This window comes from Stenotrophomonas nitritireducens, from assembly GCF_050984405.1.
GTDB classification, from domain to species: Bacteria; Pseudomonadota; Gammaproteobacteria; order Xanthomonadales; family Xanthomonadaceae; genus Stenotrophomonas; species Stenotrophomonas nitritireducens_B.
On the sequence record NZ_CP158790.1, the window covers coordinates 1030527 to 1054016 of the forward strand.

17 protein-coding genes are annotated in these 23490 nt (G+C 68.9%); 15 read left to right on the top strand and 2 right to left on the bottom strand.

Annotated elements, in window-relative coordinates; all coding sequences use genetic code 11:
• The first annotated feature begins 38 nt into the window (after nt 1–38).
• From ftsE to ABTV91_RS04305, 6 genes are all read left to right on the top strand, one after another.
• Nucleotides 39–725 carry a cell division ATP-binding protein FtsE gene (gene ftsE / locus ABTV91_RS04280; protein WP_433853384.1) on the top strand — a complete coding sequence of 229 codons (687 nt, stop codon included), beginning with the start codon at nt 39–41 and terminating at the stop codon, nt 723–725.
• Nucleotides 722–1693 (top strand): permease-like cell division protein FtsX, encoded by a 972-nt coding sequence (gene ftsX / locus ABTV91_RS04285; RefSeq protein ID WP_433853385.1) that lies wholly within the window; start codon nt 722–724, stop codon nt 1691–1693. Before ftsE ends, ftsX begins: the two co-directional genes overlap by 4 nt.
• A 7-nt stretch (nt 1694–1700) precedes the next feature.
• Nucleotides 1701–2543 carry a response regulator gene (locus ABTV91_RS04290; protein ID WP_433853386.1) on the top strand — a complete coding sequence of 281 codons (843 nt, stop codon included), beginning with the start codon at nt 1701–1703 and terminating at the stop codon, nt 2541–2543.
• Entirely contained in the window at nt 2540–3274 is a 735-nt protein-coding gene (gene ung / locus ABTV91_RS04295) for a uracil-DNA glycosylase (RefSeq protein WP_433853387.1), read from the top strand. The genes ABTV91_RS04290 and ung overlap by 4 nt, the downstream gene beginning before the upstream one ends.
• A 180-nt stretch (nt 3275–3454) precedes the next feature.
• Entirely contained in the window at nt 3455–4330 is an 876-nt protein-coding gene (rpoH, locus tag ABTV91_RS04300) for an RNA polymerase sigma factor RpoH (RefSeq protein WP_433853388.1), read from the top strand.
• A 174-nt stretch (nt 4331–4504) separates the two neighbouring features.
• Entirely contained in the window at nt 4505–4906 is a 402-nt protein-coding gene (locus ABTV91_RS04305; protein WP_433853389.1) for a GFA family protein, read from the top strand.
• A gap of 12 nt (nt 4907–4918) precedes the next feature.
• Here the strand turns inward: ABTV91_RS04305 and ABTV91_RS04310 are convergent, their stop codons facing one another.
• Nucleotides 4919–6220: an NAD(P)/FAD-dependent oxidoreductase gene (locus ABTV91_RS04310; protein WP_433853390.1), complete on the bottom strand. Its 1302-nt coding sequence runs from the start codon at nt 6218–6220 to the stop codon at nt 4919–4921.
• 131 nt (nt 6221–6351) lie between these two features.
• On the opposite strand from ABTV91_RS04310, the gene ABTV91_RS04315 reads away from it, so the two are divergent.
• Nucleotides 6352–7131, top strand: a complete 780-nt coding sequence (locus ABTV91_RS04315) for an NYN domain-containing protein (protein WP_433853391.1) — start codon at nt 6352–6354, stop codon at nt 7129–7131.
• Between the two features lie 109 nt (nt 7132–7240).
• Nucleotides 7241–7861 (top strand): glutathione S-transferase family protein, encoded by a 621-nt coding sequence (locus tag ABTV91_RS04320; RefSeq protein ID WP_433853392.1) that lies wholly within the window; start codon nt 7241–7243, stop codon nt 7859–7861.
• 258 nt (nt 7862–8119) lie between these two features.
• Here the strand turns inward: ABTV91_RS04320 and ABTV91_RS04325 are convergent, their stop codons facing one another.
• On the bottom strand, nt 8120–11203 hold the full coding sequence (locus ABTV91_RS04325) for a TonB-dependent receptor (protein ID WP_433853393.1): 3084 nt from the start codon (nt 11201–11203) through the stop codon (nt 8120–8122).
• 666 nt (nt 11204–11869) lie between these two features.
• Between ABTV91_RS04325 and ABTV91_RS04330 the strand changes: the two genes are divergently transcribed.
• From ABTV91_RS04330 to ABTV91_RS04360, 7 genes are all read left to right on the top strand, one after another.
• Nucleotides 11870–14323, top strand: a complete 2454-nt coding sequence (locus tag ABTV91_RS04330; RefSeq protein WP_433853394.1) for a GH92 family glycosyl hydrolase — start codon at nt 11870–11872, stop codon at nt 14321–14323.
• A 117-nt stretch (nt 14324–14440) separates the two neighbouring features.
• Nucleotides 14441–15502: a LacI family DNA-binding transcriptional regulator gene (locus tag ABTV91_RS04335; protein WP_433853395.1), complete on the top strand. Its 1062-nt coding sequence runs from the start codon at nt 14441–14443 to the stop codon at nt 15500–15502.
• Between the two features lie 44 nt (nt 15503–15546).
• A complete protein-coding gene (locus tag ABTV91_RS04340) occupies nt 15547–16854 on the top strand; it encodes a sugar MFS transporter (protein WP_433853396.1) in 1308 nt (435 codons plus the stop codon).
• A gap of 6 nt (nt 16855–16860) precedes the next feature.
• Nucleotides 16861–17856 (top strand): carbohydrate kinase family protein, encoded by a 996-nt coding sequence (locus ABTV91_RS04345; RefSeq protein ID WP_433853397.1) that lies wholly within the window; start codon nt 16861–16863, stop codon nt 17854–17856.
• Nucleotides 17853–19097, top strand: coding sequence for an AGE family epimerase/isomerase (locus ABTV91_RS04350; RefSeq protein WP_433853398.1), 1245 nt, complete (start codon nt 17853–17855; stop codon nt 19095–19097). The genes ABTV91_RS04345 and ABTV91_RS04350 overlap by 4 nt, the downstream gene beginning before the upstream one ends.
• A gap of 81 nt (nt 19098–19178) precedes the next feature.
• Nucleotides 19179–21851, top strand: coding sequence for a beta-mannosidase (locus ABTV91_RS04355; RefSeq protein WP_433853399.1), 2673 nt, complete (start codon nt 19179–19181; stop codon nt 21849–21851).
• Nucleotides 21851–23284: a glycoside hydrolase family 47 protein gene (locus ABTV91_RS04360; protein WP_433853400.1), complete on the top strand. Its 1434-nt coding sequence runs from the start codon at nt 21851–21853 to the stop codon at nt 23282–23284. Before ABTV91_RS04355 ends, ABTV91_RS04360 begins: the two co-directional genes overlap by 1 nt.
• Nucleotides 23285–23490: the final 206 nt, after the last annotated feature.

Here is a 23490-nt window from a genome sequence, read left to right on the forward strand (position 1 = left end):
GATGCACGCCGCGCGTCCGCCTCCGGCATAATCGGCGCATGAGCGTCCTGCGTTTCGACAATGTCAGCAAGCACTATGCGGGCGGCCACCAGGCACTGGTGGACGTCAGCTTCGAGGTGGCCGCCGGCGAGATGCTGTTCGTCACCGGCCACTCCGGCGCCGGCAAGAGCACCCTGCTGAAACTGATCCACCTGAGCGAGCGCCCGACCCGCGGCGCGGTGCTGTTCGGCGAGCGCAACCTGCTCAAGGTGCGCGGCGGCAAGGTCGCGCTGCACCGCCGCCAGGTCGGCGCGGTCCACCAAGACCACCGCCTGTTGACCGACCGCACCGTCGGCGAGAACGTGGCTCTGCCGCTGATCCTGCGCGGCGACCGCCGCGCCGATACCGGCAAGCGCGTGCGTTCGGTGCTCGAGCGCATGGGCTTGGGCCACCGCGAAAAAGCGTTGCCCACCCAGTTGTCGGCCGGCGAGCAGCAGCGCGTGGGCATCGCCCGCGCGATCGTCGCCGAGCCGAAGCTGCTGGTGGCCGACGAACCGACCGGCAACCTCGACCCGACCCTCGCCGCGGAAATCATGTCCCTGTTCGCCGAACTGCCGGGTCGCGGCACCAGCGTGCTGGTGGTCAGCCACGACCTGCCGCTGCTCAAGCACATGCGCAAGCGCGTGCTGATCCTCGATCACGGCCGCCTGGTCGACGACATCTCGCCGCAGGACCTGGCCGAATGAGCGCGGGCACGAAGAAGGAAGCTGCGAACAAGGCCGCCAATACCGAAGCCGCGGCCCCGTCGCGGCTGGGCGTGTGGTTCGCCCACCACCTGCACAGCGTGGTATTCAGCCTCGGCCGCGCGCTGCGCAAGCCGTGGGCCACCGCGCTGACCGTGGCGGTGATGGCGTTGGCGCTGGCGCTGCCGCTGGGCCTGTCGATCGCGCTGGACAACCTCAAGGTATTCGCCGGCAGCGTGCAGCAGTCGCGCGACATCAACCTGTTCCTCAAGCCCGGGATCGATGGCGCCGCCGCGCAGGACGTGGCCGCCACCCTGCGCGCGCGCGCCGATGTCGCCGGCGTGGTGCTGCGCACGCCCGACGAGGGCCTGGCCGAGCTGCGTGACAGCGCCGGGCTGGGCGAGGCGATCGACGCGCTCGGCGAGAATCCGCTGCCGACGCTGCTGATCGTCACCCCGGCCAGCGACGACGCGGCACTGGCCAGGGCGCTGGAAACGTTGCCGCAGGCCGACCTGGTCCAGCACGACGCGCTGTGGCGCCAGCGCCTGGACGCCTGGCTCGGCTTCGGCGCGCGGCTGGTGCAGGTGCTGTCGCTGCTGCTGGGGCTGGGCGCGGTGCTGGTGGTCGGCAATACCGTGCGCCTGGACATCCAGGCGCGGCGCGAGGAAATCGGCGTGCTGCAGCTGCTGGGCGCCAGCGACGGCTTCATCCGCCGTCCCTTCATCTATCTGGGCGCCTGGTACGGCCTGGGTGCGGGCGTGCTGGCGCTGGGGCTGATCGGCGCCTGCGGACTGGCGCTGCGCCCGCCGCTGGCGGCGCTGTCGGGCAGCTATGGCAGCCCGTTCACCCTGCACGGGCTCGATGCCCTGCATTCGGGACTGGTGCTGCTGGGCACGGTGGTCCTGGGCTGGCTGGGGGCGTGGCTGGTGACCGGCCACTTCCTCAGGCAGACTCGCCCGACCGACACCTGACACGCGCATGTCCACGCACGAACTCAAGCATCTGATCAGCGACGCCCCCCGGGTGATGGTGGTCGATGGCTCCAAACTGGTGCGCAAGCTGATCTCCGATGTGCTGCAGCGCGAGCTGCCGGACGTGGAGGTGGTGGGCTGCGCCGGTATCGAGGAGGCGCGCGCGGCGCTGGCGGCCGGCCCGGTGCACCTGGTCACCACCTCGCTGGCGCTGCCCGACGGCGATGGCTTGGCGCTGGCGCGCAGCGTGCGCGAGGCGGCGGGGCAGGCCTATGTGCCGGTGATCGTGGTGTCCGGCGACGCGCAGCGCCACCTTGAACAGCGCCGCTTCAACGAGTTCGTCACCGACTATTTCGACAAGGCGCTGGGTCACGAGGCGCTGGCGACCTTCATCCGCGGCTACGTGCAGCCCGAGCCGGTACCCGGCGCCACCGTGCTGTACGTCGAGGACAGCCGCGTGGTGGCCGAGGCCACCAAACGCATGCTCGAGCGCCACGACCTGCATGTCGTGCATGTGCTCACCGCCGAGGACGCGTTCTCGCTGCTCACCGCCGAATCGCTGGGCCGCACCACGCGGCGCATCGACCTGGTGCTCACCGACGTCACCCTCAAGGGTGAGCTCAACGGCCGCGACGTGGTCGAGCGCGTGCGCATCGACTTCGGCTACGGCAAGCGCCGCCTGCCGGTGCTGGTGATGACCGGCGACGGCAACCCGCACAACCAGTCCGCGCTGCTGCAGGCCGGCGCCAACGACCTGGTGCAGAAGCCGATCGAGGAACGCCTGCTGGTGACCAAGGTGCTGTTCCAGCTGCGCCTGACCCGACTGGCGCAGCCGGTGGTGGTGCTTTGAGCGCCGCCCCGAACATCCAGCTCGAACCCAGCTGGAAAGCGCGCGTCGGCGACTGGCTGCTGCGCCCGGAGATGCGCGAACTGTCCGCCTTCCTGCGCCAGCGCAAGGCCGCCGGCGCCCGCGTGTTCCCGCCGGGGCCGCAGATTTTCGCCGCTTTCGATGCCACCCCGTTCGAGCAGGTGAAGGTGGTGGTGCTCGGCCAGGATCCCTACCACGGCTTCGGCCAGGCGCATGGCCTGTGCTTTTCGGTGATGCCCGGCGTGCCGGTGCCGCCGTCGCTGCTGAACATCTACAAGGAGCTGGAGGACGACGGCGCCGTCGTTCCGCCGTTCCGCCGTCCGGACCATGGCTGCCTGCTGCCGTGGGCGCGCCAGGGCGTGCTGCTGCTCAACGCGGTGCTGACCGTCGAGGAAGGCCGCGCCGGCGCCCACCAGGGCAAGGGCTGGGAGGGCTTCACCGACCACGTGGTCGACGTGCTCAACCGCGAGCGCGAGGGCCTGGTGTTCCTGCTCTGGGGCAGTTATGCGCAGGCCAAGGGCAAGGTCATCGACACCCGCCGCCACCGCGTGCTGAAGGCGCCGCATCCCTCGCCGCTGTCGGCCCACCGCGGCTTTCTCGGCTGCCGGCACTTCTCCCAGGCCAACGAGTACCTGGGGCGCCGCGGGCTGGCGCCGATCGACTGGCGCCTGCCGCCCCGGGCGGAGCTGGACGCCGTGCTCGCCGGCGGCTGAACGTCCCGCGGGCTGTCATGGGGTGGCGACACGCTTCCTGCTAGGCTGCATAGCCCGTTTCCATTGATCCGGATGGGAAGGCTTCAGGGTAGTTCCTAGGCTGTTTTCCGACAAATCTGGAACACTGGAACTTTTTCTGTACCGAGCAGTCCAATAGTTCGACTGCTAAGATGAGGTCCTATGAGCCCGAACACCTCTACTGCCCTTGTGGCAAACAATCTTCCGATCCCCAGCGCGCTCGGCTCGCTGGATGCCTATATCGGTGCCGTGCACCAGATCCCGGTGCTGTCGGTCGACGAGGAACAGGAACTGGCGCGCCGCTTCCGCGACGGGCAGGACCTGGACGCTGCGCGCGAGCTGGTGCATTCGCACCTGCGCTTCGTCGTGCACGTGGCGCGCGGCTACAACGGCTATGGCCTGCAGCTGGGCGACCTGATCCAGGAAGGCAACATTGGCCTGATGAAGGCGGTCAAGCGCTTCGACCCGGACATGGGGGTGCGCCTGGTGTCCTTCGCGGTGCACTGGATCCGTGCCGAGATGCACGAGTTCATCCTCAAGAACTGGCGCATCGTCAAGGTCGCCACGACCAAGGCGCAGCGCAAGCTGTTCTTCAACCTGCGCAAGTCCAAGACCCGCCTGGGCTGGATGAACGCCGCCGAGGTCAGCGCGGTGGCCAGGGACCTCAACGTCTCCGAGCGCGAAGTGATGGAGATGGAATCGCGCCTGTCCGGCCGCGACGTCGGCTTCGACGCCCCGGCGGACGAGGACGACGACCATGCGCCGCCGTCGCCGGCCGCCTACCTGGTCGCGCGCGACGAGGACCCGTCGCAGGCTTACGAGCGCGAAGACAGCGAGGAGAACCAGCTGCAGCTGCTGCGCGAGGGCCTGGCCAATCTGGACCAGCGTTCGCGCGACATCATCGCCCGCCGCTGGCTGGATGCCGACAGCAAGGTGACGTTGCAGGAACTGGCCGACGAATACGGCGTGTCGGCCGAGCGCATCCGCCAGATCGAGGCCAACGCGCTGAAGAAGATGAAGGCGCTGTTCGCCGCCTGATCGCCTGGCGGTTCGACGGACGGCACACGGAAAGCCCGGGGAAACCCGGGCTTTTTCGTTGCGCGGCCGCCGAGCCGCGTTTCCCATGTCTTGCCGGAATCGCGACGGCCGGTCGCGCCCGCGTCATCGCGGCAGTGTAGATTCGCGTTTCTGCATCCACGAACGGAGACGACGATGAAGGGAAACTGCCTGTGCGGCGCGGTCGAGGTGACGGCCAATGACGCACGCGACATCGGGCTGTGCCATTGCAGCATGTGCCGGCAATGGACCGGCGGTCCATTCTTCGCGGTGCATTGCGACGACAAGGTTCGTTTCGATGGCGATGCGTTGAAGACCTTCCGTTCGTCGGAATGGGCCGAGCGCGCGTTCTGCGGCACGTGCGGCAGCACGCTCTACTACCGGCTGGTGCCCAACGGCGAGTACTTCGTGTCGGCCGGCCTGTTCCAGGACCACGACTTCACCTTGGCCAGCCAGATCTTCATCGACGAGAAGCCGGCGTTCTACGAACTGGCCAACGACACCGAGAAGCTGACCGGACAACAGGTGTTCGAGCGCTTCGCGCCCGGCGACGCCTGACGCCGGCGGCGGTCACCTGCGGGCGGACGGCTCGCCGTCGCGCGGATCGCCATCGCCATCGGCGTCGCCGAAGATGATGCGCGCGCTGCGCTGGTAGCTCCAGTACGCCACCGCCCAGTTGAGCAGCACCACCAGGCGGTTGCGGAAGCCGATCAGGAAGAACACGTGCGCGGCCAGCCAGAACCACCAGGCGAGCAGGCCGGAGAGTTTCAGCCGGCCCATGTGCACGATGGCGGCCATGCGCCCGATGGTGGCGAGGTTGCCCTGGTCGCGGTAGCGGAATGGCGGCGGCGCGGGGCTTTGCCGCAGCCGCGCGCGGACCACGTCGGCCACGTACCTGCCCATCTGCTTGGCGGCCGGCGCCACGCCCGGCACGGGCCGGCCATCGGCCTGCGTCACCGCGGCCAGGTCGCCGGCGACGAAGATGTCCGGGTGGCCGGGCACGGTGAGGTCCGGCAGCACCTGCACGCGGCCGGCGCGGTCCAGCGGCGCCTCCAGCGTGCGCGCCAGCGGCGAGGCGGACACGCCGGCGGCCCAGACCACGGTGCGCGCGGCGATGAAGTCCCCGCCCAGGCGGAAGCCCTCCGCGTCGATGGCGGTCACCGGCGTGCCGGTGCGCACTTCCACGCCGAGCCGTTCCAACTGGCGGCGGGCCTTGAGCGACAGCACTTCCGGGAAGCTGGACAACACCCGTGGCCCGGCCTCGACCAGGCGCACCTTCGCCGAGGCCGGATCGATGTGGCGGAATTCGTTGCGCAGGGTGTGGCGCGCGATTTCGGCCAGGGTGCCGGCCAGCTCGACGCCGGTGGGGCCGCCGCCGACGATGGCGAAGCTGAGCCACGCCGCCTTCTTCGCCGGATCGGGTTCGGCCTCGGCCTTCTCGAAGGCCAGCAGCAGCCGGCGGCGCAGCGCCAGCGCGTCGTCCAGCGTCTTCAGGCCCGGGGCGTGCGGCGCCCACTGGTCGTTGCCGAAATAGGCGTGGGTGGCGCCGCTGGCCACCAGCAGCAGGTCGTAGTCCAGCGTGCCGCCGTCGCGCAGCCGCACCTGGCGGTTCTGCTTGTCGATGGCGTCCACTTCGCCCAGCCGGACCTCGACATTGCGCTGGTGGCCGAGGATGTGCCGCAGCGGCGCGGCGATGTCCGGCGCCGACAGGCCGGCTGTCGCCACCTGGTACAGCAGCGGCTGGAACAGGTGGTGGTTGCGGCGGTCGATCAGGGTGATGCGCAGCTTCGCCCCGGCGAGGGCGCGGGTGGCCCAGAGGCCGGCGAAACCGCCGCCGATGATCAGCAGGCGGGGAGGGCGGTCGTGGGACATGCGATGCTCCGGTGGGAGCCGGCGGACGCCGGCTGGAGGGCGTGACAACCGGTGCCATCTTCGCACGGGGTACGCACGGCCATGTCGATGATCGATACTGGAATCCAGTCGAGTGCCATGGAGAGAACGCCGTGTCCGATCCCGAGAAGCGCATCGCCCTGCTGATCGACGCCGACAACGCGCCGGCGGCGAAGATCGACGAAGTGCTGGCCGAGGTGGCGCGCTTCGGCGTGGCCAACGTGCGCCGCGCCTACGGCAACTGGAAGAGCCCGCGCCTGAAGGGCTGGGAATCGGTGCTGCACGAGTACGCGATCCGGCCGATCCAGCAGTTCGCCTATTCCAAGGGCAAGAACGCCTCGGACATGGCGATGGTGATCGACGCGATGGACCTGCTCTACGCGCGCAACCTGGACGGTTTCGCCATCGTCTCCAGCGATGCCGATTTCACCCCGCTGGTGATGCGCCTGCTGACCGACGGGGTGAAGGTGTATGGCTTCGGCGAGAAGAAGACGCCCGATCCCTTCGTCAACGCCTGCTCGCAGTTCACCTACCTGGAGGCGCTGGGCCAGCCGCACGCCAGCGCGCCCGAAGTCGGCCCGGACGCGGGCGACGAAGCGGCGCGCCCGCGCAAGGGCGGCGCCGAGCTGCGTGGCGACACGCGGCTGGTGAAGATGCTGCGCCGCGCGGTGACCGCGGCCGAGGGCGAGGACGGCTGGGCGCACCTGGGGCCGGTGGGCAGCCAGATTGGCAACCAGGCCTCGTTCGATCCACGCAACTACGGCTATGGAAAGCTCAGCGACCTGCTCGCGGCGACCGGCCTGTTCGAACTGAAGAAGGACGGCAAGTCGTCCTACGTGCGCGCGCTGCCGAAGAAGGCCGCGGCCAAGGCGGGGAAGCCGGGCGCCGCGTGACGGCGACAGGCCGGGACGCACCGCATCGCCGCGTTGCGCCGCGCCTGCCGACAGGAAACGCGACCTGGCGTATCGTGCAGGCCTCGCAACGGCCACAACGGGAACCGGAATGCTGAAGATCTGGGGACGCCGCAATTCGAGCAACGTGCGCAAGGTGCTGTGGTGCGCCGAGGAGATCGGCCTGCCGTACGAATCGATCGAGGTGGGCGGCGCCTTCGGCGGCACGCAGACGCCGGAATACCGGGAGATGAATCCCAACGGGCTGGTGCCGGTGATCGAGGACCATGGCCTGCCGGTGTGGGAGTCCAACGCCATCGTCCGCTACCTGTCGGCGCGTTACGCGCTGGGCACGCTGTATCCGGAGGATCCGGCGCGGCGCGCGCAGAGCGAGAAATGGATGGACTGGACCATATCGAGCTTTGCCGTCGCCTTCCGCGACCTGTTCTGGGGCGTGGTGCGTACCGCGCCGGCCGATCGCGACGCGGCGCGCATCGATGCGGCGCTGGTGCGCTGCGGCGAGCTGATGGCGCTGGCCGACGCCGAACTGGCGCGGCAGCCGTGGCTGTCCGGCGAGACGTTCGCGATGGGCGACATCCCGCTGGGCGCGTTCGCCTATGCGTGGTTCGAGATGCCGATCCAGCGGCCGGACCTCCCGCATCTGGCCGATTGGTATGCGCGCCTGCAGCAGCGCCCGGCCTATCGCAAGGGCGTGATGACGCCGTTGACCTGAGGTGTGCGGGTACGGTGGATGGGAGAGGCGCCGCACGAGGCACGTGCAGGAGCGCACTGCAGGAGCGCACTTCAGTGCACGATTGTGGCCTCCCCGGTAATGCCCCATCGCGCACTGAAGTGCGCTCCTACGGGTGTGCGTTTCCGGTGAGACCCCTGCTGAGCAGGCCTCCGCATCTACGAAGCCAGCCCCGCGCAAACGACGACAGCCGCCTGTACCAGCGCGGCTGTCGTCGTGGACTGCCCCGAAGGGCAGGGATCAGAACTTCCAGTTCAGGCCGAGATACACGACACGACCGGCATAGCTGTTGGAATAGAAGCGGGCCTTGGTGTCGTTGCCCAGGTGGGTGCGCGTCTCTTCCTTGGTCAGGTTCAGCACCGAGGCGCTCAACGAGAGTGCCGGCGTGATGTTGTACGCGGCATTCAGGTCGATCTGCTGGTAGGGCTCCTGGTAGAGGTTCAGGCCGCTGACCAGGCCCTGCACCACTTCGCCGCGGCGGTTCCACGAGGCGCGCAGCAGCAGCTTCTCCACTTCATAGAAAACGGTGAAGTTGGCTTGGTTCCTGGCGCTGCCGACCAGCGGCGACTTGCCGATCTCGGTGCCGTCTTCCAGGGTGATGGCCGCTTCGTTGGTGTCGTTCCACGTGTAGTTCGCCTGGAAGCCCAGGCCGAAGTCCAGCGTGTGCTGGGCATAGAACTCCAGGCCCTGCGAAACGGCGTCGCGGCCGCCGGCGGTGGTCGAGTAGTTCTGCACCACCACGGTCTGGCCGCCGACGTTCTGGGTCACGTCCTGCACCACCGGCACCGAGAAGTTGCTGACGTCCTTGCGGAACAGGTCCAGGCCCACCACCGAGCCGGGGTGGAAGTACCACTCCACGCCGATGTCGTACTGGGTGGCCTTGTAGGCTTCCAGGTTCTTGTTGCTGCCCGACCCGTACCAGCCCTGTTCGCCGGCGCCACCGGTGAGCCGGCGGTCGTTGACGTATTCGGGGCTGAAGTATTCCAGGCTGCCCGGGGAGGCGATGTTGTTGTAGCTCGGGCGCGCGATCACCTTGGAGGCCGCCGCGCGCAGCACCAGGTTCTCGCTCAGGTCGTAGGCCAGGTTGAAGCTCGGCAGCACGTCGGTGTAGCTGCGGTCCAGGCCGCTGACCGCGAACGACTCGGTGCGCGCCTCGCTGTCGGAGAGCCGCCAGTAGCCTTCGGTGCCGCAGTAGGTACGGGCGGGGGCGCCGCCGGGCACCGTGTCGCCGGCCTGGCACGCCAGCGGATTGCCGTTGGCGTCGTCGTAGAAGTAGTCGTTGTAGGAGGTGACCTTGTCGGTGGAGTCGGCGTGCTGGCGGGTGCTGACCACGCGCACGCCGACGTTGCCGCGCAGGCGCTCGGTGCGGAAGTTGGCCTGCAGGTAGGTGGCGTAGATCTTCTCGTCCACGTTGTAGACGAAGTTGTCCTCGTTGCGGGTCTGCATCGGCCCGTAGGTCTTGTTCAGATGCGCGATGTAGGCCGGATAGTTGATGGCCGGGAACGCGCTGGCGTTGATGCCGCCGGCCAGGTTGCCCATCGCGTACAGGAAGTCCGGCGAGAACTGCTGGGCGAGGTCGTTGCAGCCGCCGTTCCAGTAGCGGTTCTCGTAGTCGGCCGGGTCGGTGCCCGGGCAGGCCCAGTAGCTGTTGCCGGTGCTGCGGTGGATGCCGCCGTCGCGGTACTTGACGCCGAACTGCAGCGATTCGAGGAAGCCGGTGTCGTTGTGCCAGGTGGTATCGATCTGGGCGTACTTCTGCTCGGTGGTGTTGCGCGTCCACGACGAACCGGTCGAGCCGAGGTCGACCTGCAGGATGCCGTTCTTCAGGTTCTGCATCAGTTCCGGCGAGAACGCCATCGACGGTGTGCCGGCCAGGTTCCAGGAGCTGGCCAGGTTGCCGAGGTTCCAGCTGCCGTCAGCGTTCTGGCTGCGCGGCTTGAGCGGCACCGAGAACTGCAGCGATGGGCCGCCCTTGGCCCAGGTGCGCCCGCCCTTGAAGGCGATGTCGACCGACTCGCCGCGCCATTCGGCCGAGAAGTCGGCGGTCTGCGACAGCGCCTTTTCGAGGTTGTAGCTGCCGGTGATCTGCGGGGTCGGCACGGTGCAGTCGTCCGAGCCCCAGCCGCCCGGCGCCATGCCGCCGACAGCGGCTTCGTCCTCGCTGCAGTAATAGGTCTTGCCCGGATGCCGGCTGTAGTCGGCGCCGGTGACGATGGTGCCGCTCGGGTCCATGGTCAGTCCGTCGAGCAGGCGCCCGCCGGCCCAGTTGCCGTCGCCCCAGTAGCGGGCGATGTTCCATTCCGGCACCTTGATGGTGTGGGTCTGGGAGTTCTGCGACAGGTCGAAGCGGAAGTAGTTCGCGGTCAGGGTCAGGTTGTCCAGCGGCTTGAACTGCAGGGTCAGCTGGCTGCCCTTGCGCTCGCGTTCCTCGTCCTTGACGTCGAGGTTCACCGAGGTCGGCATCATGAAGCCGGTGTAGTACTTGCCGCTCTGGTCGTAGAAGCCGGTGCCGCCCCACCAGTTGGAGTTGAACTTGGAGGGGTTGCCGTTGACGTCGACCGCGGTGCCGCCTTCGTCGCGGCCATACCACTGCCAGCTTTCGGTGCTGGCGCCCATGGTGCGGGTGGTGCGCTTCTGGTCGGTATAGCCGACGAATACGCCGAAGCGTTCGTCCTGGTCGTGCCAGGCGTACGAGGCGGAGGCCTGGCCGTCGGTCTTCCGGGTGGTGTCGGCCCAGGTGCCTTCGACGGAGACGAAGCCGGTGTTGGATTCCATCTCCAGCGGACGGCGCGTGTGCAGGATCACGGTGCCGCCGATGCCGCCCTCGTCGATGCGCGCTTCCGGCGATTTGAACAGCTCGGCGCTGCCCAGCATGTTCGACGGCAGCAGCGTGTAGTTGAACGAACGGGTCGGGTCGCCGTTGGACTCGGCGGTGGCGATGTAGTTGCCGTTCAACTCGGTCAGGGTCAGTTCCGAGGACAGGCCACGCACACTGACGTTCTTACCTTCACCGCCGCTGCGGGTGATGATCACGCCCGGCACGCGCTGCAGCGCGTCGGCCACATTCTTGTCGGGGAACTTGCCGACGTCTTCGGCGGTGATGACTTCCACCACCGCGTTGGCGTCGCGCTTCTGCTGCAGGCTCTTCTCGATGGCGTAGCGGTAACCGGTGACGGTGACGGCATCGAGGGTGGTCGCGTCTGGCGACGGCGTGGCCGCCTGCTGGGCGAAGGCGCTGACCGGCAGGGCCGCGGCGGCGGCCAAGGCGATCGCGATGGCGCCGGACAACGAGCTCCGGGCGTGCGTGCGTGACATCTTCTTCATTCCACTCTCTCCCTCTCCTGGATTGACAATCGCTGGTACGAAAGGACTTTGAATCGATCTAAGTTCTGAAGCCGGAAACCCCGGACTTCCGGGGTCGTTTCGTGCATGGATCGAGTGACGGAACCCGGTCCGTTTCCCCTGTTCGCAGCCAACCACCCGTCGGTCTCTATTTGGATCGATCTAAACGGCTGACGCGGGATTTTTAGCACAGCGCCCGGGCTGGCGCATGCTGCTGCGCAATAAGTACGGGCCGCTTGGGACCCGCCGGAACCCAGGTGCCGCAAGGGCTGCCGGCGCCTTGGAGGGCCGGTCATGGTGCGGCGCAGAATGCAGGCCGGCGAACGGCCATGCTTTACTTGAATCGATCTAAATGCGTTGCCCGGCCCACCGGGGGCGGGCAACGCAATCGCCGGCGGGCGCGGATGCATCGCGCGCCAACCGCCACTGGAAGCGGGGAGAGCTTGCAATGAACCAAGAACCGAATCGCCGCCGCCGGCATCCGCCGGCACGGAAAGGGGACGCACCGGCAGCGGCCGCGTCCCGCCGGCCTGTTTCCTGATCCCGGCACTCTCTCCCCATCCCCCGCGGATGGGCCGGGCATCACCGGTCCGGCTCCGGCCGGACCACCCTATCCACGCACCGACATCGACCCTGAGGAACCACCGCATGCGCCGATCGCCGTCATCCGCTCCCCGCCACCGCTCCGTCGCCGGGCTCGCCTGCCTGCTGGCGCTGGCCTTCGTGCCGTCGCTCCCGGCCGCGCCGCTCGTGCTGGAGCGCGAGGTCAACACCTTCATCGGCAGCAAGGACGACGGCAACACCTTCCCGGGCGCGTCGGCGCCGTTCGGCCTGATCCAGGTCAGCCCGATCGGCAGCCACTATTCGGGCTGGCGCTACGACGACGAGAAGATCCGCGGTTTCGGCCATTCGTTTGTGTCCGGCGCCGGCTGCTGGGAGCAGGGCGGGCAGGTGTCGGTGCTGCCGGTCACCGGCAGCATCGGTCCGGGCGGAGATTTCGACACCGCCGATGCCAAGCGTTTCGACCACAAGCGCTACGCCTCGGCCTACACCCATGAAGGCGAAGTGGGGCAGGCCGGCTACTACAAGGTGCGCCTGACCGACTACGGCGGCATCGACGTGGAAGCCACCGCGCGCACCCGCGCCGCCGCCGAGCGCTATACCTTCAGCGCCGGCAGCGGGCAGGGCCACGTGCTGGTCAATCTTGGCCAGGCCAACGAGCGCCATTCGGTGATCGGCAGCGTCGTCGACGTGGTCGGCGACCGTGCCGTGGAAGGCAAGCTGGTGACCAAGAGCTTCTGCGGCGGCCACCAGTACACCACTTGGTTCCGCATCGAGTTCGACCGCCCGTTCAAGGCCTTCGGCACCTGGGGCGAGCAGGGCGGCCTGCCCGGCGCGCGCCACAGCATGGAGGGCGAGCTCAAGCCCAATGGCGCGTGGCTGAGCTTCGACCTGGCCGACGGCCGCTCCGTCACCGCCACCAGCGCGATCTCGCACGTCGACGCCGAGGGCGCGCGCAACAACCTGCGCGCCGACGGCATGAGCGGCGACACGCTGCTCGGCTTCGAGCGCATGCACGAGTTGGCGCGGCAGAGCTGGCGCAGGGAACTGGCGGGCGTGCAGGTCGAGGGCGGCAACGCCGACGACCGCACCGTGCTGTACACCGCGCTGTACCACGCGCTGCTGCAGCCGATGACCGGCAGCGATGCCGACGGCCGCTACCGCGGCTACGACGACGCGATCCACCGCGCCGACGGCTGGACCTATTACGAGTACTTCTCGCTGTGGGACACCTACCGCGCGCAGAACCAGTGGCTGGCGTTGACCAAACCGGAGGTGGCGCGCGACATCGGCCGCACCCTGCTGGCGATCGACGAACAGGGCGGCTGGCTGCCGCGCTGGGGCTACGCCAACTTCGAGACCAACATCATGACCGGCGACCCGGTCACGCCGTTCCTGGTCGATCTGTGGCGCTTCGGCGCGCTGGCCGGCCGCGAGGGCGAGGCCTGGGCCGCGCTGCGCCGCAACGCCTTCGGCATGCCGCCGCTGAACTCGCGCGCCGCCGGCCGCTCCGGCAACGCCAGCTACCTGCGCGACGGCTACGTGGTCTACGACCGCGCGTTCCCGTCCAAGGGCATGGACGTGGACCCGCACCATGGCGGTTCGGCCACGCTGGAATACGCGCTGGCCGACTGCGCGCTGTCGCAGATGGCCGATGGTCTTGGCCATGCCGACGACGCGGCGGCGCTGCGCGAGCGCGGCCGCAACTGGCACAAGGTGTGGGACCCGCAGGTGCGCGACGCCGAAACCGGCTTCAGCGGCTTCCCGCGTCCGCGCGACGAGAACGGCAAGTGGTACACGCCGGCCGACGGGCACTACAGCCCGCGTTCGCAGCACGGCTTCCACGAGGGCACCGCCTGGCAGTACCAGTGGCTGGCGCAGCAGGACGTGCCGGGCCTGGTGACGGCGATGCACGGCCGCGAGCAGGCCGGGCGCCGGCTGGATGCGTTCTTCGCCTACGACGCGCTGGCGCAGGCGCCGCTGACCGCCGCGCGCAAGGAGTGGGTGGTCGGCCCGTACAGCTACTACAACCAGTACCGCTACAACCCGAACAACGAGCCGGACCTGCATTCGCCGTGGATGTACACGCTGATCGGCCAGCCATGGAAGACCGCCACGGTGGTGCGCGCCGCGCAGCAGCTGTTCACCAACGCGCCCAATGGCGTCACCGGCAACGACGACCTGGGCACCATGTCGGCGTGGTACCTGTTCAGCGCGCTGGGCCTGTACCCGGCGGTGCCGGGCAGCGGCCAGTTCCTGCTGCACGCGCCGCGCTTCGCCAAGGCCGAGATCGCGCTGGGCAACGGCCGCACGCTGCGCCTGCAGGCCCCGGGCGCCGACGGCCGCAGCCTGCAGTACATCCAGGGCGTGCAGGTCGACGGCAAGCCGCAGCGCGCGGTGTGGCTGGACTGGGCGCAGCTGGGCAAGGGCGGCACGATCCGCTACGCGCTGACCCGGCAGGCGCCGGAGCAGGGCTGGGGCACGGACGTGGCCGATCTGCCGGTTTCCTGGTGCGCCACGCCGGGCAGCACGATGGAATGAGCGGGAGCAGGACGGAACGCCGCGGCGACGCGGAGCGCGCGCTGCCCGGCCTCCCCGTTCCCACTTCCCCATTCCCCGCTCTTAAGCTGTGACGTTTCCGCCCACCTCCGAGCGACGATGAGCAACGACACCTCCACCACCGGCAAATCCGCGCGCAGGGCCGGCAAGCGCGCGGTCACCGTCACCGACATCGCCCAGGCCGTGGGCGTGTCGCGGGCGACCGTGTCGCTGGTGCTTCGCGGCAGCCCGCTGGTCAACGTCGATACCCGCGCCCGCGTCGAAGCCGAGCTGCGCCGGCAGCGCTACGTGTACAACCGCACCGCCGCCAACCTGCGGCGGCGCACGTCCTCGTCGATCGCGCTGGTGATCAACGACCTGTCCAACCCGTTCTTCGCCGAATTCGCGTCCGGCGTGGACGAGGCGCTGGGCGGCAAGGGCTACGTGACCCTGCTCGGCAGCACCGGCGAATCGCCGGAGCGGCAGCAGGCGGTGCTCAGTACCCTGATGGAGCACACGCCGACCGGCTTCATCCTGTCGCCGGCCGAAGGCAGCGATGCCGCGCAGCTGCGCCAGGTACTGGGCGCGCACGCCAACGTGCTGCTGTTCAACCGCGAACTGCCCGGCGCCGAGTGGGATTTCCTGACCATGGACAACCAGCAGGGCGCCTACCTGGCCACCCGCCACCTGATCGAGCGTGGCCATCGCGACATTGCCTTCTTCGGCGGGCACGCCGCGTCCAGTTCGTGCCACCAGCGCCGCGCCGGCTACCAGCAGGCGCTGGCCGAAGCCGGCCTGCCGGTGCGGCCGCAATGGATGATCGAATCGGCGCCCAACCGCCTGGAGGCGGCCGCGCGCACCGGCGAACTGTTCGCCGACGCCGAACGCCCCAGCGCCGCGGTCTGTTACAACGACACCGTCGCGCTGGGCCTGATGCTGGGCCTGACCTCGCGCGGCATCCGCCCCGGCGGCGACTTCGCCGTCACCGGCTTCGACGACATTTCCGAAGCGTCCGTGGCGGTGCCGCCGCTGACCACGCTGATCGCCGATCCGCGCGAGCGCGGGCGCCAGGCCGCTGCCCTGCTGCTGCAGCGCCTGGACAACCCCGACGCGCCGCCGATGCGCACCGTCGCCCCGGTGCAGCTGCGCATCCGCGAAAGCAGCGCGGCGCGCCCGACCTGATCCTTCTCCCCTTCCCGAATCCACCGCACCGAGGCGCACCGCCAATGGCGATACCTTCCACACCGCTGAAAACGACCGCTGCATCTGCCCCGGTGGTCAACCCCCGTGCGGCCCTGGCAGTGGTCACCACGATCTTCTTCATGTGGGGCTTCCTGACCTGCCTGAACGACATCCTGATCCCGCATTTGAAGAGTGTGTTCCAGTTGAACTTCGCGCAGGCGATGCTGGTGCAGTTCACCTTCTTCGGTGCCTACTTCCTGATGTCGCTGCCGGCCGGGTGGCTGGTGGCGCACGTTGGCTACAAGAAGGGAATTGTCATCGGTCTGATGGTTGCCGGCATTGGTGCGCTCGGTTTCTGGCCGGCAGCGGAGCTGCGCATCTATGGCGCATTCCTGACCACGCTGTTCGTGCTTGCCACCGGGATCACCGTACTGCAGGTGGCGGCGAATCCCTACGTTGCGCTGCTCGGACCCGAGCGTACCAGTTCCAGCCGGCTGACCCTGGCACAGGCGCTCAACTCGCTGGGCACCACGCTGGCGCCGTATTTCGGCGGCGTACTGATCCTGTCCAGTACGGTCAGGAGCAGCGAGCAGATTGCGGCGATGCCCGAACTGGAACGGGCCGCGTACTTCGTCTCTGAGGCGCAGGCGGTACAAGGCCCATACTTGGGCCTGGGCATCTTCCTGTTCGTGCTGGCCCTGTTCGTGTTCCTGTTCCGTCTGCCGGCGCTGATCGAAACCACCGAACAGTCCGATACCCGCGCTCACCGCTGGGCCGACGTGCTGCGTCACCCCCACTTGGTGTTTGGCGTGCTGGGCATCTTCTTCTATGTGGGCGCGGAAGTGACGATCGGCAGTCTGATGGTCAACTACTTCTCGCTGCCGGAGATCGGTGGCATTACCGAGGCGCAGGCATCGCGCTACCTGATGGCTTACTGGTTCCTGGCGATGGTCGGCCGTTTTGCAGGCTCGGCGATGATGGTCATCCTGTCGCCGCGCAAGTCGCTGGCCGCGTTCGCCGCAGTGAACATCGCGCTACTGGCCACCACCATGAGCAGCACCGGCATGCTGGCGGTGTACAGCCTGATCGCGATCGGACTGTTCAACTCGATCATGTTCCCGACCATCTTCGCGCTGAGCATCGAACGCCTGGGACCGCTGACCAGTAAGGCATCGAGCCTGCTGATCATGGCCATCGTCGGTGGCGCAGTAGTACCGTTCCTGCAGGGCTTGCTGGCCGACCGCATCGGTCTGCAACACTCCTTCATCCTGCCGTTGCTGTGCTACGGCTACATCATTTTCTACGGGCTGGTGGGCGCACGCCCCGGTACCGCCAGCGGCCGGGGAGGCTGAGGCCAGATGGGCAAGATCGTTTGTTTCGGTGAAATTTTGATTGATCTACTGGCGCAGCCGCCGGCCACGCCGGAAACGCCGCGCGCTTTCCTGCAATACGCCGGCGGGGCGCCGGCCAATGTCGCGGTGGCGGCGGCGCGGCTGGGCGCGCGCAGCCATTTCGCCGGCATGCTCGGCCGCGACATGTTCGGCGACTTCCTTGCCGACAGCCTGGCCGAGGCCGGCGTGCTCACCGACTGCATCGTGCGCACCGACGCGGCCAAGACCGCGCTGGCCTTCGTCGCGCTGGACGCCGGCGGCGAGCGCAGTTTCAGCTTCTACCGCCCTCCGGCCGCCGACCTGCTGTTCCGCGCCGAGCACTTCCACCCGGCCTGCTTCGACGGCACCGGTTGCTTCCACGTCTGTTCCAACAGCCTGACCGAGCCGGCCATCGCCGCGGCGACCTTCGCCGGCATGGACCGCGCGCGCGCCGCCGGCGCGGTGGTCAGCCTCGACCTCAACCTGCGCCCGGCGCTGTGGCCGCAGGACGTCGATCCGACGCCGTGGCTGTGGCAGGCGCTGGAGCGCGCCGACCTGGTCAAGCTGTCGCGCGAGGAACTGGACTACCTGGCCGCGCCGCTCGGCGACGAAGGCGAGGCACGGGTACTGCGGCGCCTGCTCGGCGCGCGGACGCGCTGGGTGATCGTCACCAACGGCGCCGCGCCGCTGCGCTGGCTGACCCGCGACGCCCAGGGCGAAGTGCCCAGCTTCCGCGTGCCGACCGTCGACACCACCGCGGCCGGCGATGCCTTCGTCGGCGGCGTGCTCTACGGCTTGGCCGAACGCGGCGGCACCGGCGCGGCGTTCGATGCGTTCTGCCACGACCACGACGCGATCACCGCCACCCTGCGTTTCGCCGCGGCCGTCGGCGCGCTGGCGGTCACCCGCAAGGGCGCGTTCGCCGCCATGCCCGAACTCGAAGAAGTGCAGCAGCTGCTGCAGCAACAGGACGCCATCGCATGAACACCACCGCTCCCGATTTCCGTTCCCCGGCCTTCCTGCGCGCGCACATCGCCGACACCATGGCCTTCTACCACCCGCGCTGCATCGACCCGGCCGGCGGCTTCTTCCACTACTACAAGGACGACGGCACGGTTTACGACGCCGGCCACCGCCACCTGGTCAGCAGTACGCGCTTCGTCTTCAACTACGCCATGGCCTACCGCGAGTTCGGCAACGCCGAGTACCTGGAGGCGGTCAAGCACGGCGTGGACTACCTGCGCAGCGTGCACCGCAATCCGGCCACCGGCGGCTACGCCTGGACCCTGCGCGAGGGCAAGGTCGAGGACGACATGAACCACTGCTACGGCGTGGCCTTCGTGCTGCTGGCCTACAGCTGCGCGCTCAAGGCCGGCATCGAGCAGGGCCGGCAGTGGATGGACGAAACCTGGCAGCTGCTGGAAAAGCACTTCTGGGAGCCGCAGCACGGCCTGTATCGCGACGAGGCCGACGCGCAGTGGAACTTCACCGGCTACCGCGGCCAGAACGCCAACATGCACATGTGCGAGGCGATGCTGGCCGCGTTCGAGGCCAGCGGCGAGCGCCGTTATGTTGAGCGCGCGCTGCAGCTGGCCGACAACATGACCCGCCGCCAGGCGGCCAAGGCTGGCGGGCTGGTGTGGGAACACTACGACGTCGACTGGAACATCGACTGGAACTACAACCTCGACAACCCCAAACACCTGTTCCGTCCCTGGGGTTTCCAGCCCGGCCACCAGACCGAGTGGGCCAAGCTGCTGATGATCCTGGACCGCCACGTCGAGGCCGACTGGCTGGTGCCGACCGCACGCCACCTGTTCGACAGCGCCGTCGCGCGCTCGTGGGACGCGGCGCGTGGCGGCCTGTATTACGGCTTCGCGCCGGAAACGCGCCGGCAGCCGGGCATGGACGGCGCGGCCATCGGTGGCGACAGCTTCGTCTGTGATGACGACAAGTACTTCTGGGTGCAGGCCGAATCCCTGGCCGCCGCCGCGCTGCTCGCCCAGCGTACGGGCGACGAGGCGTACTGGCAGTGGTACGAGAAGCTGTGGGCGTATTCGTGGGAACACCTCGTCGACCACACCTACGGCGCGTGGTTCCGCATCCTGGATGCCGACAACCGCAAGTACGACGACGAAAAGAGCCCGGCCGGCAAGACCGACTACCACACCATGGGCGCCTGCCACGAAGTATTGAACGTGGTGCGCGGGGGCACGCCGGGCTGAGGCCCGGCGATATCGGCAACGACGGCGACGGGAGGAGACATGCAGCGGATGACGGTCGGTTTTGGATCGATGCAAACCCGGGTGGCGGGGATCTGGCGCGTGCTGCTGCCGTGCCTGCTGTGCGCCTTCGCCGGCATCACGGCGGCGGCGCCGCTGCAGGCGCAGTGGGAGTTCCGCCTGCTGCCGGGCGATGCGCAGCTGCAGGCGCATCCCGGGCTGGACGCCTGGCGCCCGGCGCAGGTGCCGGGCAGCGTGCATGACGACCTGCGGCAGGCCGGCGTCATCGGCGATCCGTACGTGGGCGCCGCCGAGGCCGGGCTGCAGTGGATCGGCCTGGCCGACTGGGAATACCGCGCGCGTTTCGACGTCGATGCGGCCACGCTGGCGCGCCGCCATGCCGAACTGCGCTTCGACGGCCTGGACACCTTCGCCGAGGTCAGCCTCAACGGCCAGCCGCTGCTGAAGGCCGACAACGCGCACCGCACCTGGCGCGCCCGCGCCGACGGCCGCCTGCGCGCGAAGGGCAACGAACTGCGTGTCGTGTTCCGCTCGCCGATCCGCACCCTGCTGCCGCAGGTGCAGGCGATGCCGCACAAGATCGCCGGCAACTATCCCTCGCCCTATGGCGACGAGCCGAAGGACGCGATGGTCGGCAACTTCGCGCGCAAGCCGGCCTACCACTTCGGCTGGGACTGGGGGCCGCGCTACGTCACCGCCGGCGTGTGGCGGCAGGTGCACCTGGACAGCTGGGACCAGCGCCGCATCACCGACCTGGCCGTGCGCACCGATGCGCTGGACGACCAGCGCGCACGTCTTGGCGTGCTGCTGCAGGTGGAGCAGGGCGCCACGGCGGGCAAGGCCAGCGTGGCGGTGGACGTGCTCGACCCGGACGGGCGCCTCGTCGCCGGCCTCGAACGTGACGTCGTCCTGCAACCCGGTGAGAACACGCTGCAACTGCCGCTGGAGATAGCGCAGCCGCGGCGCTGGTGGCCGGTGGGCTACGGCGCGCAGGACCGCTACACCGTGCAGGCGCGCATCGACGGCGGCGGCGATCCGTCGCGCGAGGCCGCGCGCCGCACCGGCCTGCGCACGGTGCAGCTGCAGCGCGAAACCGATGCCGAGGGCGGGCAGGGCTTCGCCTTCGTCATCAACGGCGTGCCGGTGTTCGCCAAGGGCGCCAACGTCATCCCGTTCGAATCGTTCCCGGCGCGCGTCACCCGCGAGCGCCTGCGCCGCGACCTGCAGGCCGCGCGCGACGCCAACATGAACATGCTGCGCAACTGGGGCGGCGGTTACTACGAGAGCGACGATTTCTTCGACATCGCCGACGAACTCGGCCTGCTGGTGTGGCAGGACTTCATGTTCGGCGGCGGCATGCAGCCCGGCTACGACCCGGCGTTCCGCGCCAACGTGGTGGCCGAGGCGCGCGACAACATCCGGCGCCTGCGCCACCACCCCAGCATCGTGCTGTGGTGCGGCAACAACGAGGAAGAAACCGCCTGGAAGGACTGGGGCCACCGCCGGCAGCTGACCGCGGCCGACCCCGCGTTCGCGGCGAAGGTATGGCAGGGCTACGTGGACCTGTTCGGCAACGACCTGCGCCAGGTGGTGGCCGAGGAGGGGCTGGGCGTGCCGTACTGGTCCAGCTCGCCGAGCAACGACCTGGACGAGAAGGCCAACGATTCCAGGCGCGGCGACAAGCACTACTGGGACGTGTGGGGCGGCCCGGCGCTGCCGGCCACCGCCTACCTGCGCGAGACGCCGCGCTTCATGTCCGAGTACGGCCTGCAGGCGTGGCCGCAGCTGTCCACGCTGGACGCCTTCGCCCGCCGCGACGAGCAGCAGATCGACGGCGCGGTGATCCGCGCCCACCAGAAGTTCATGGCAGGCAGGGGCAACGAACGCCTGCTGCACTACATCGAGCGCGAATACGGCACGCCGGCTTCGTTCGCCGATTTCGTCTACCTCAGCCAGGTGATGCAGGCCGAGGGCATCGAACTGGCGGCGCTGCACCACCGCGCCTCGCGGCCGTACACGATGGGCTCGCTGTACTGGCAGCTCAACGACGTATGGCCGGGCGCGTCGTGGTCGAGCCTGGACTACTTCGGCCACTGGAAGGCGCTGCACTACCACGCGCGCCGCTTCTTCGCCGAGGTGGCGGTGGCGGCGCTGCGCGACGAGGACGGCGTCACCCGCTTCAGCCTGCTCAACGATGGCCGCGACGCGCTCACCGCGCAGTGGCGCGTGCGGGTCATGGACGTGGCTGGCGGCGAGTTCGCGCGCCAGCAGGAAACCATCACCCTGGCGCCGATGGCCGCGACCGCCGTGGCGCAGCTGGTCGATGCCGACCTGCTCAAGGGCCACGACCCGGCGCGCAGCGTCGCGGCGTTCGAGCTGCTGCGCGATGGCGATGTGATCGCGCGGCGGCTGGTGCACTTCGTACCGGCCAGGGCACAGGCGCTCGCCGCCAACCAGCTGCGCGCCGAGCTGAGCGCCGATGGCGACGGCTACCGCCTGCGGCTGCACGCCGATGGCCTGGTGCGCGCGGTGTGGGTCGATTTCGGCGACACCGGCGCCCGCGTGGACGACAACGCCTTCGACCTGCTGCCCGGCGAAACCCGCGACCTGCGCGTGCGTGGCGGCACCAGCCTGGACGCCCTGCGCGCGGCGCTGCGCGTGCGCACGCTGGGCGACACGCGGCACGCCGCTTCCGTTCCACCGCAAGACCCCGCTTCCATCCCGAGGACCCGATGATGAACCGAGCCCTGCGCAACGCCCCCCTGGCCGCCGCCCTGCTGCTGGCGCTGTCCGCCTGCACGCCTTCGACGCCCGCTTCCAGCGTCGCGCCCGCCGATGCGGCGCCCGCCACCCCGGCCGCACCCGCCGATGTGCCGGCCGTTGACGACGCCGAAGCCGCGCGCATGGCCGAGCAGGTGCGTGAAGCGACCCGCCATGCATGGCAGGGCTACATGCAGTACGCCAAGGGCCATGACGACCTGAAGCCGATCAGCGCCCAGCCGCGCGACTGGTACCCGGTGCCGCTGCTGATGTCGCCGGTCGATGCGCTGGACACGCTGCTGCTGCTCGGCCTGGACAAGGAGGCAAACGAAGCGCGCGAGCTGATCGTCGGCCAGCTGTCGTTCGACCAGGACATCGAGGTGCAGAACTTCGAGGTCACCATCCGCCTGCTTGGCGGCCTGCTGTCGGCCTACCAGATGACCAATGATGAGCGCCTGCTCAAGCTCGCCGACGACCTGGGCACGCGCCTGTCGCCGGTGTTCGACAGCCCCACCGGCCTGCCGTACACCCACGTCAACCTGCGCACCGGCAAGACCCGCGGCAAGATCAGCAACCCGGCCGAGACCGGCACCCTGCTGCTGGAGTTCGGCACGCTCGCCAAGCTCACCGGCAAGCAGGCGTACTACGACAAGGCCAAGCGCGCTCTGGTGGAAACCTACAAGCGCCGCTCGAAGATCGGCCTGGTCGGCCTGAACATCGATGTCGAAACCGGCGAGTGGACCAACAAGGACGCCTCGATCGCCGGCGGCATCGACTCGTACTACGAGTACCTGCTCAAGTGCTGGAAGCTGTTCGGCGACCAGGACTGCAAGCGCATGTGGGAGGACAGCATCGGCCCGCTCAACCAGTACCTGGCCGACGACGTGCGGGAGGGCGAGCTGTGGTACGGGCACGCCGACATGGACAGCGGCGCGCGCACCTCCACTACCTACGGCGCGCTGGATGCGTTCATGCCGGGCCTGCTCGCCCTGGGCGGCGACCTGGACCGCGCCAAACGCCTGCAGGAATCCAACCTGAAGATGTGGCGCCTGCACGGCATCGAACCGGAATCGCTGGACTACGCGGCGATGGAAGTGCGCTCGCCCGGTTACGCGCTGCGCCCGGAAATCGTCGAATCGGCCTATTACCTGCACCACTACACCGGCGATGCGCGCTACCGCGGCATGGGCAAGGAGTTCTTCGACGACTTCGTGAAGTACACCCGCACCGAACACGGCTTCTCGGCGCTGAAGGACGTGCGCAGCAAGGAGAAGGACGACTCGATGGAGAGCTTCCTGTTCGCCGAGACCTTCAAGTACTACTACCTGCTGTTCGCCCCGGCCAGTGCCCTGGACTTCGACGGCGTGGTGTTCAATACCGAAGCGCACCCGCTGCGCAGGACCTGGTAAGCCGCGCGGTCCGTTCCGCATCCGCCCATGCCGTCGGCGTGGGCGACCAGGGCCTGCGTGCCGGTGGCACGCAGGCTCTTGTTTTTGCGCGCCGCCCGGCCGCAGGCGCGCCGGTTTAAACCCTGCGGTCTTCCCCCGCATCCAACTTCCAGTCGCACGCCTCCGCAAGCAGGCGCGCATGCCATGACGACTGCCCAGGGGAAGAT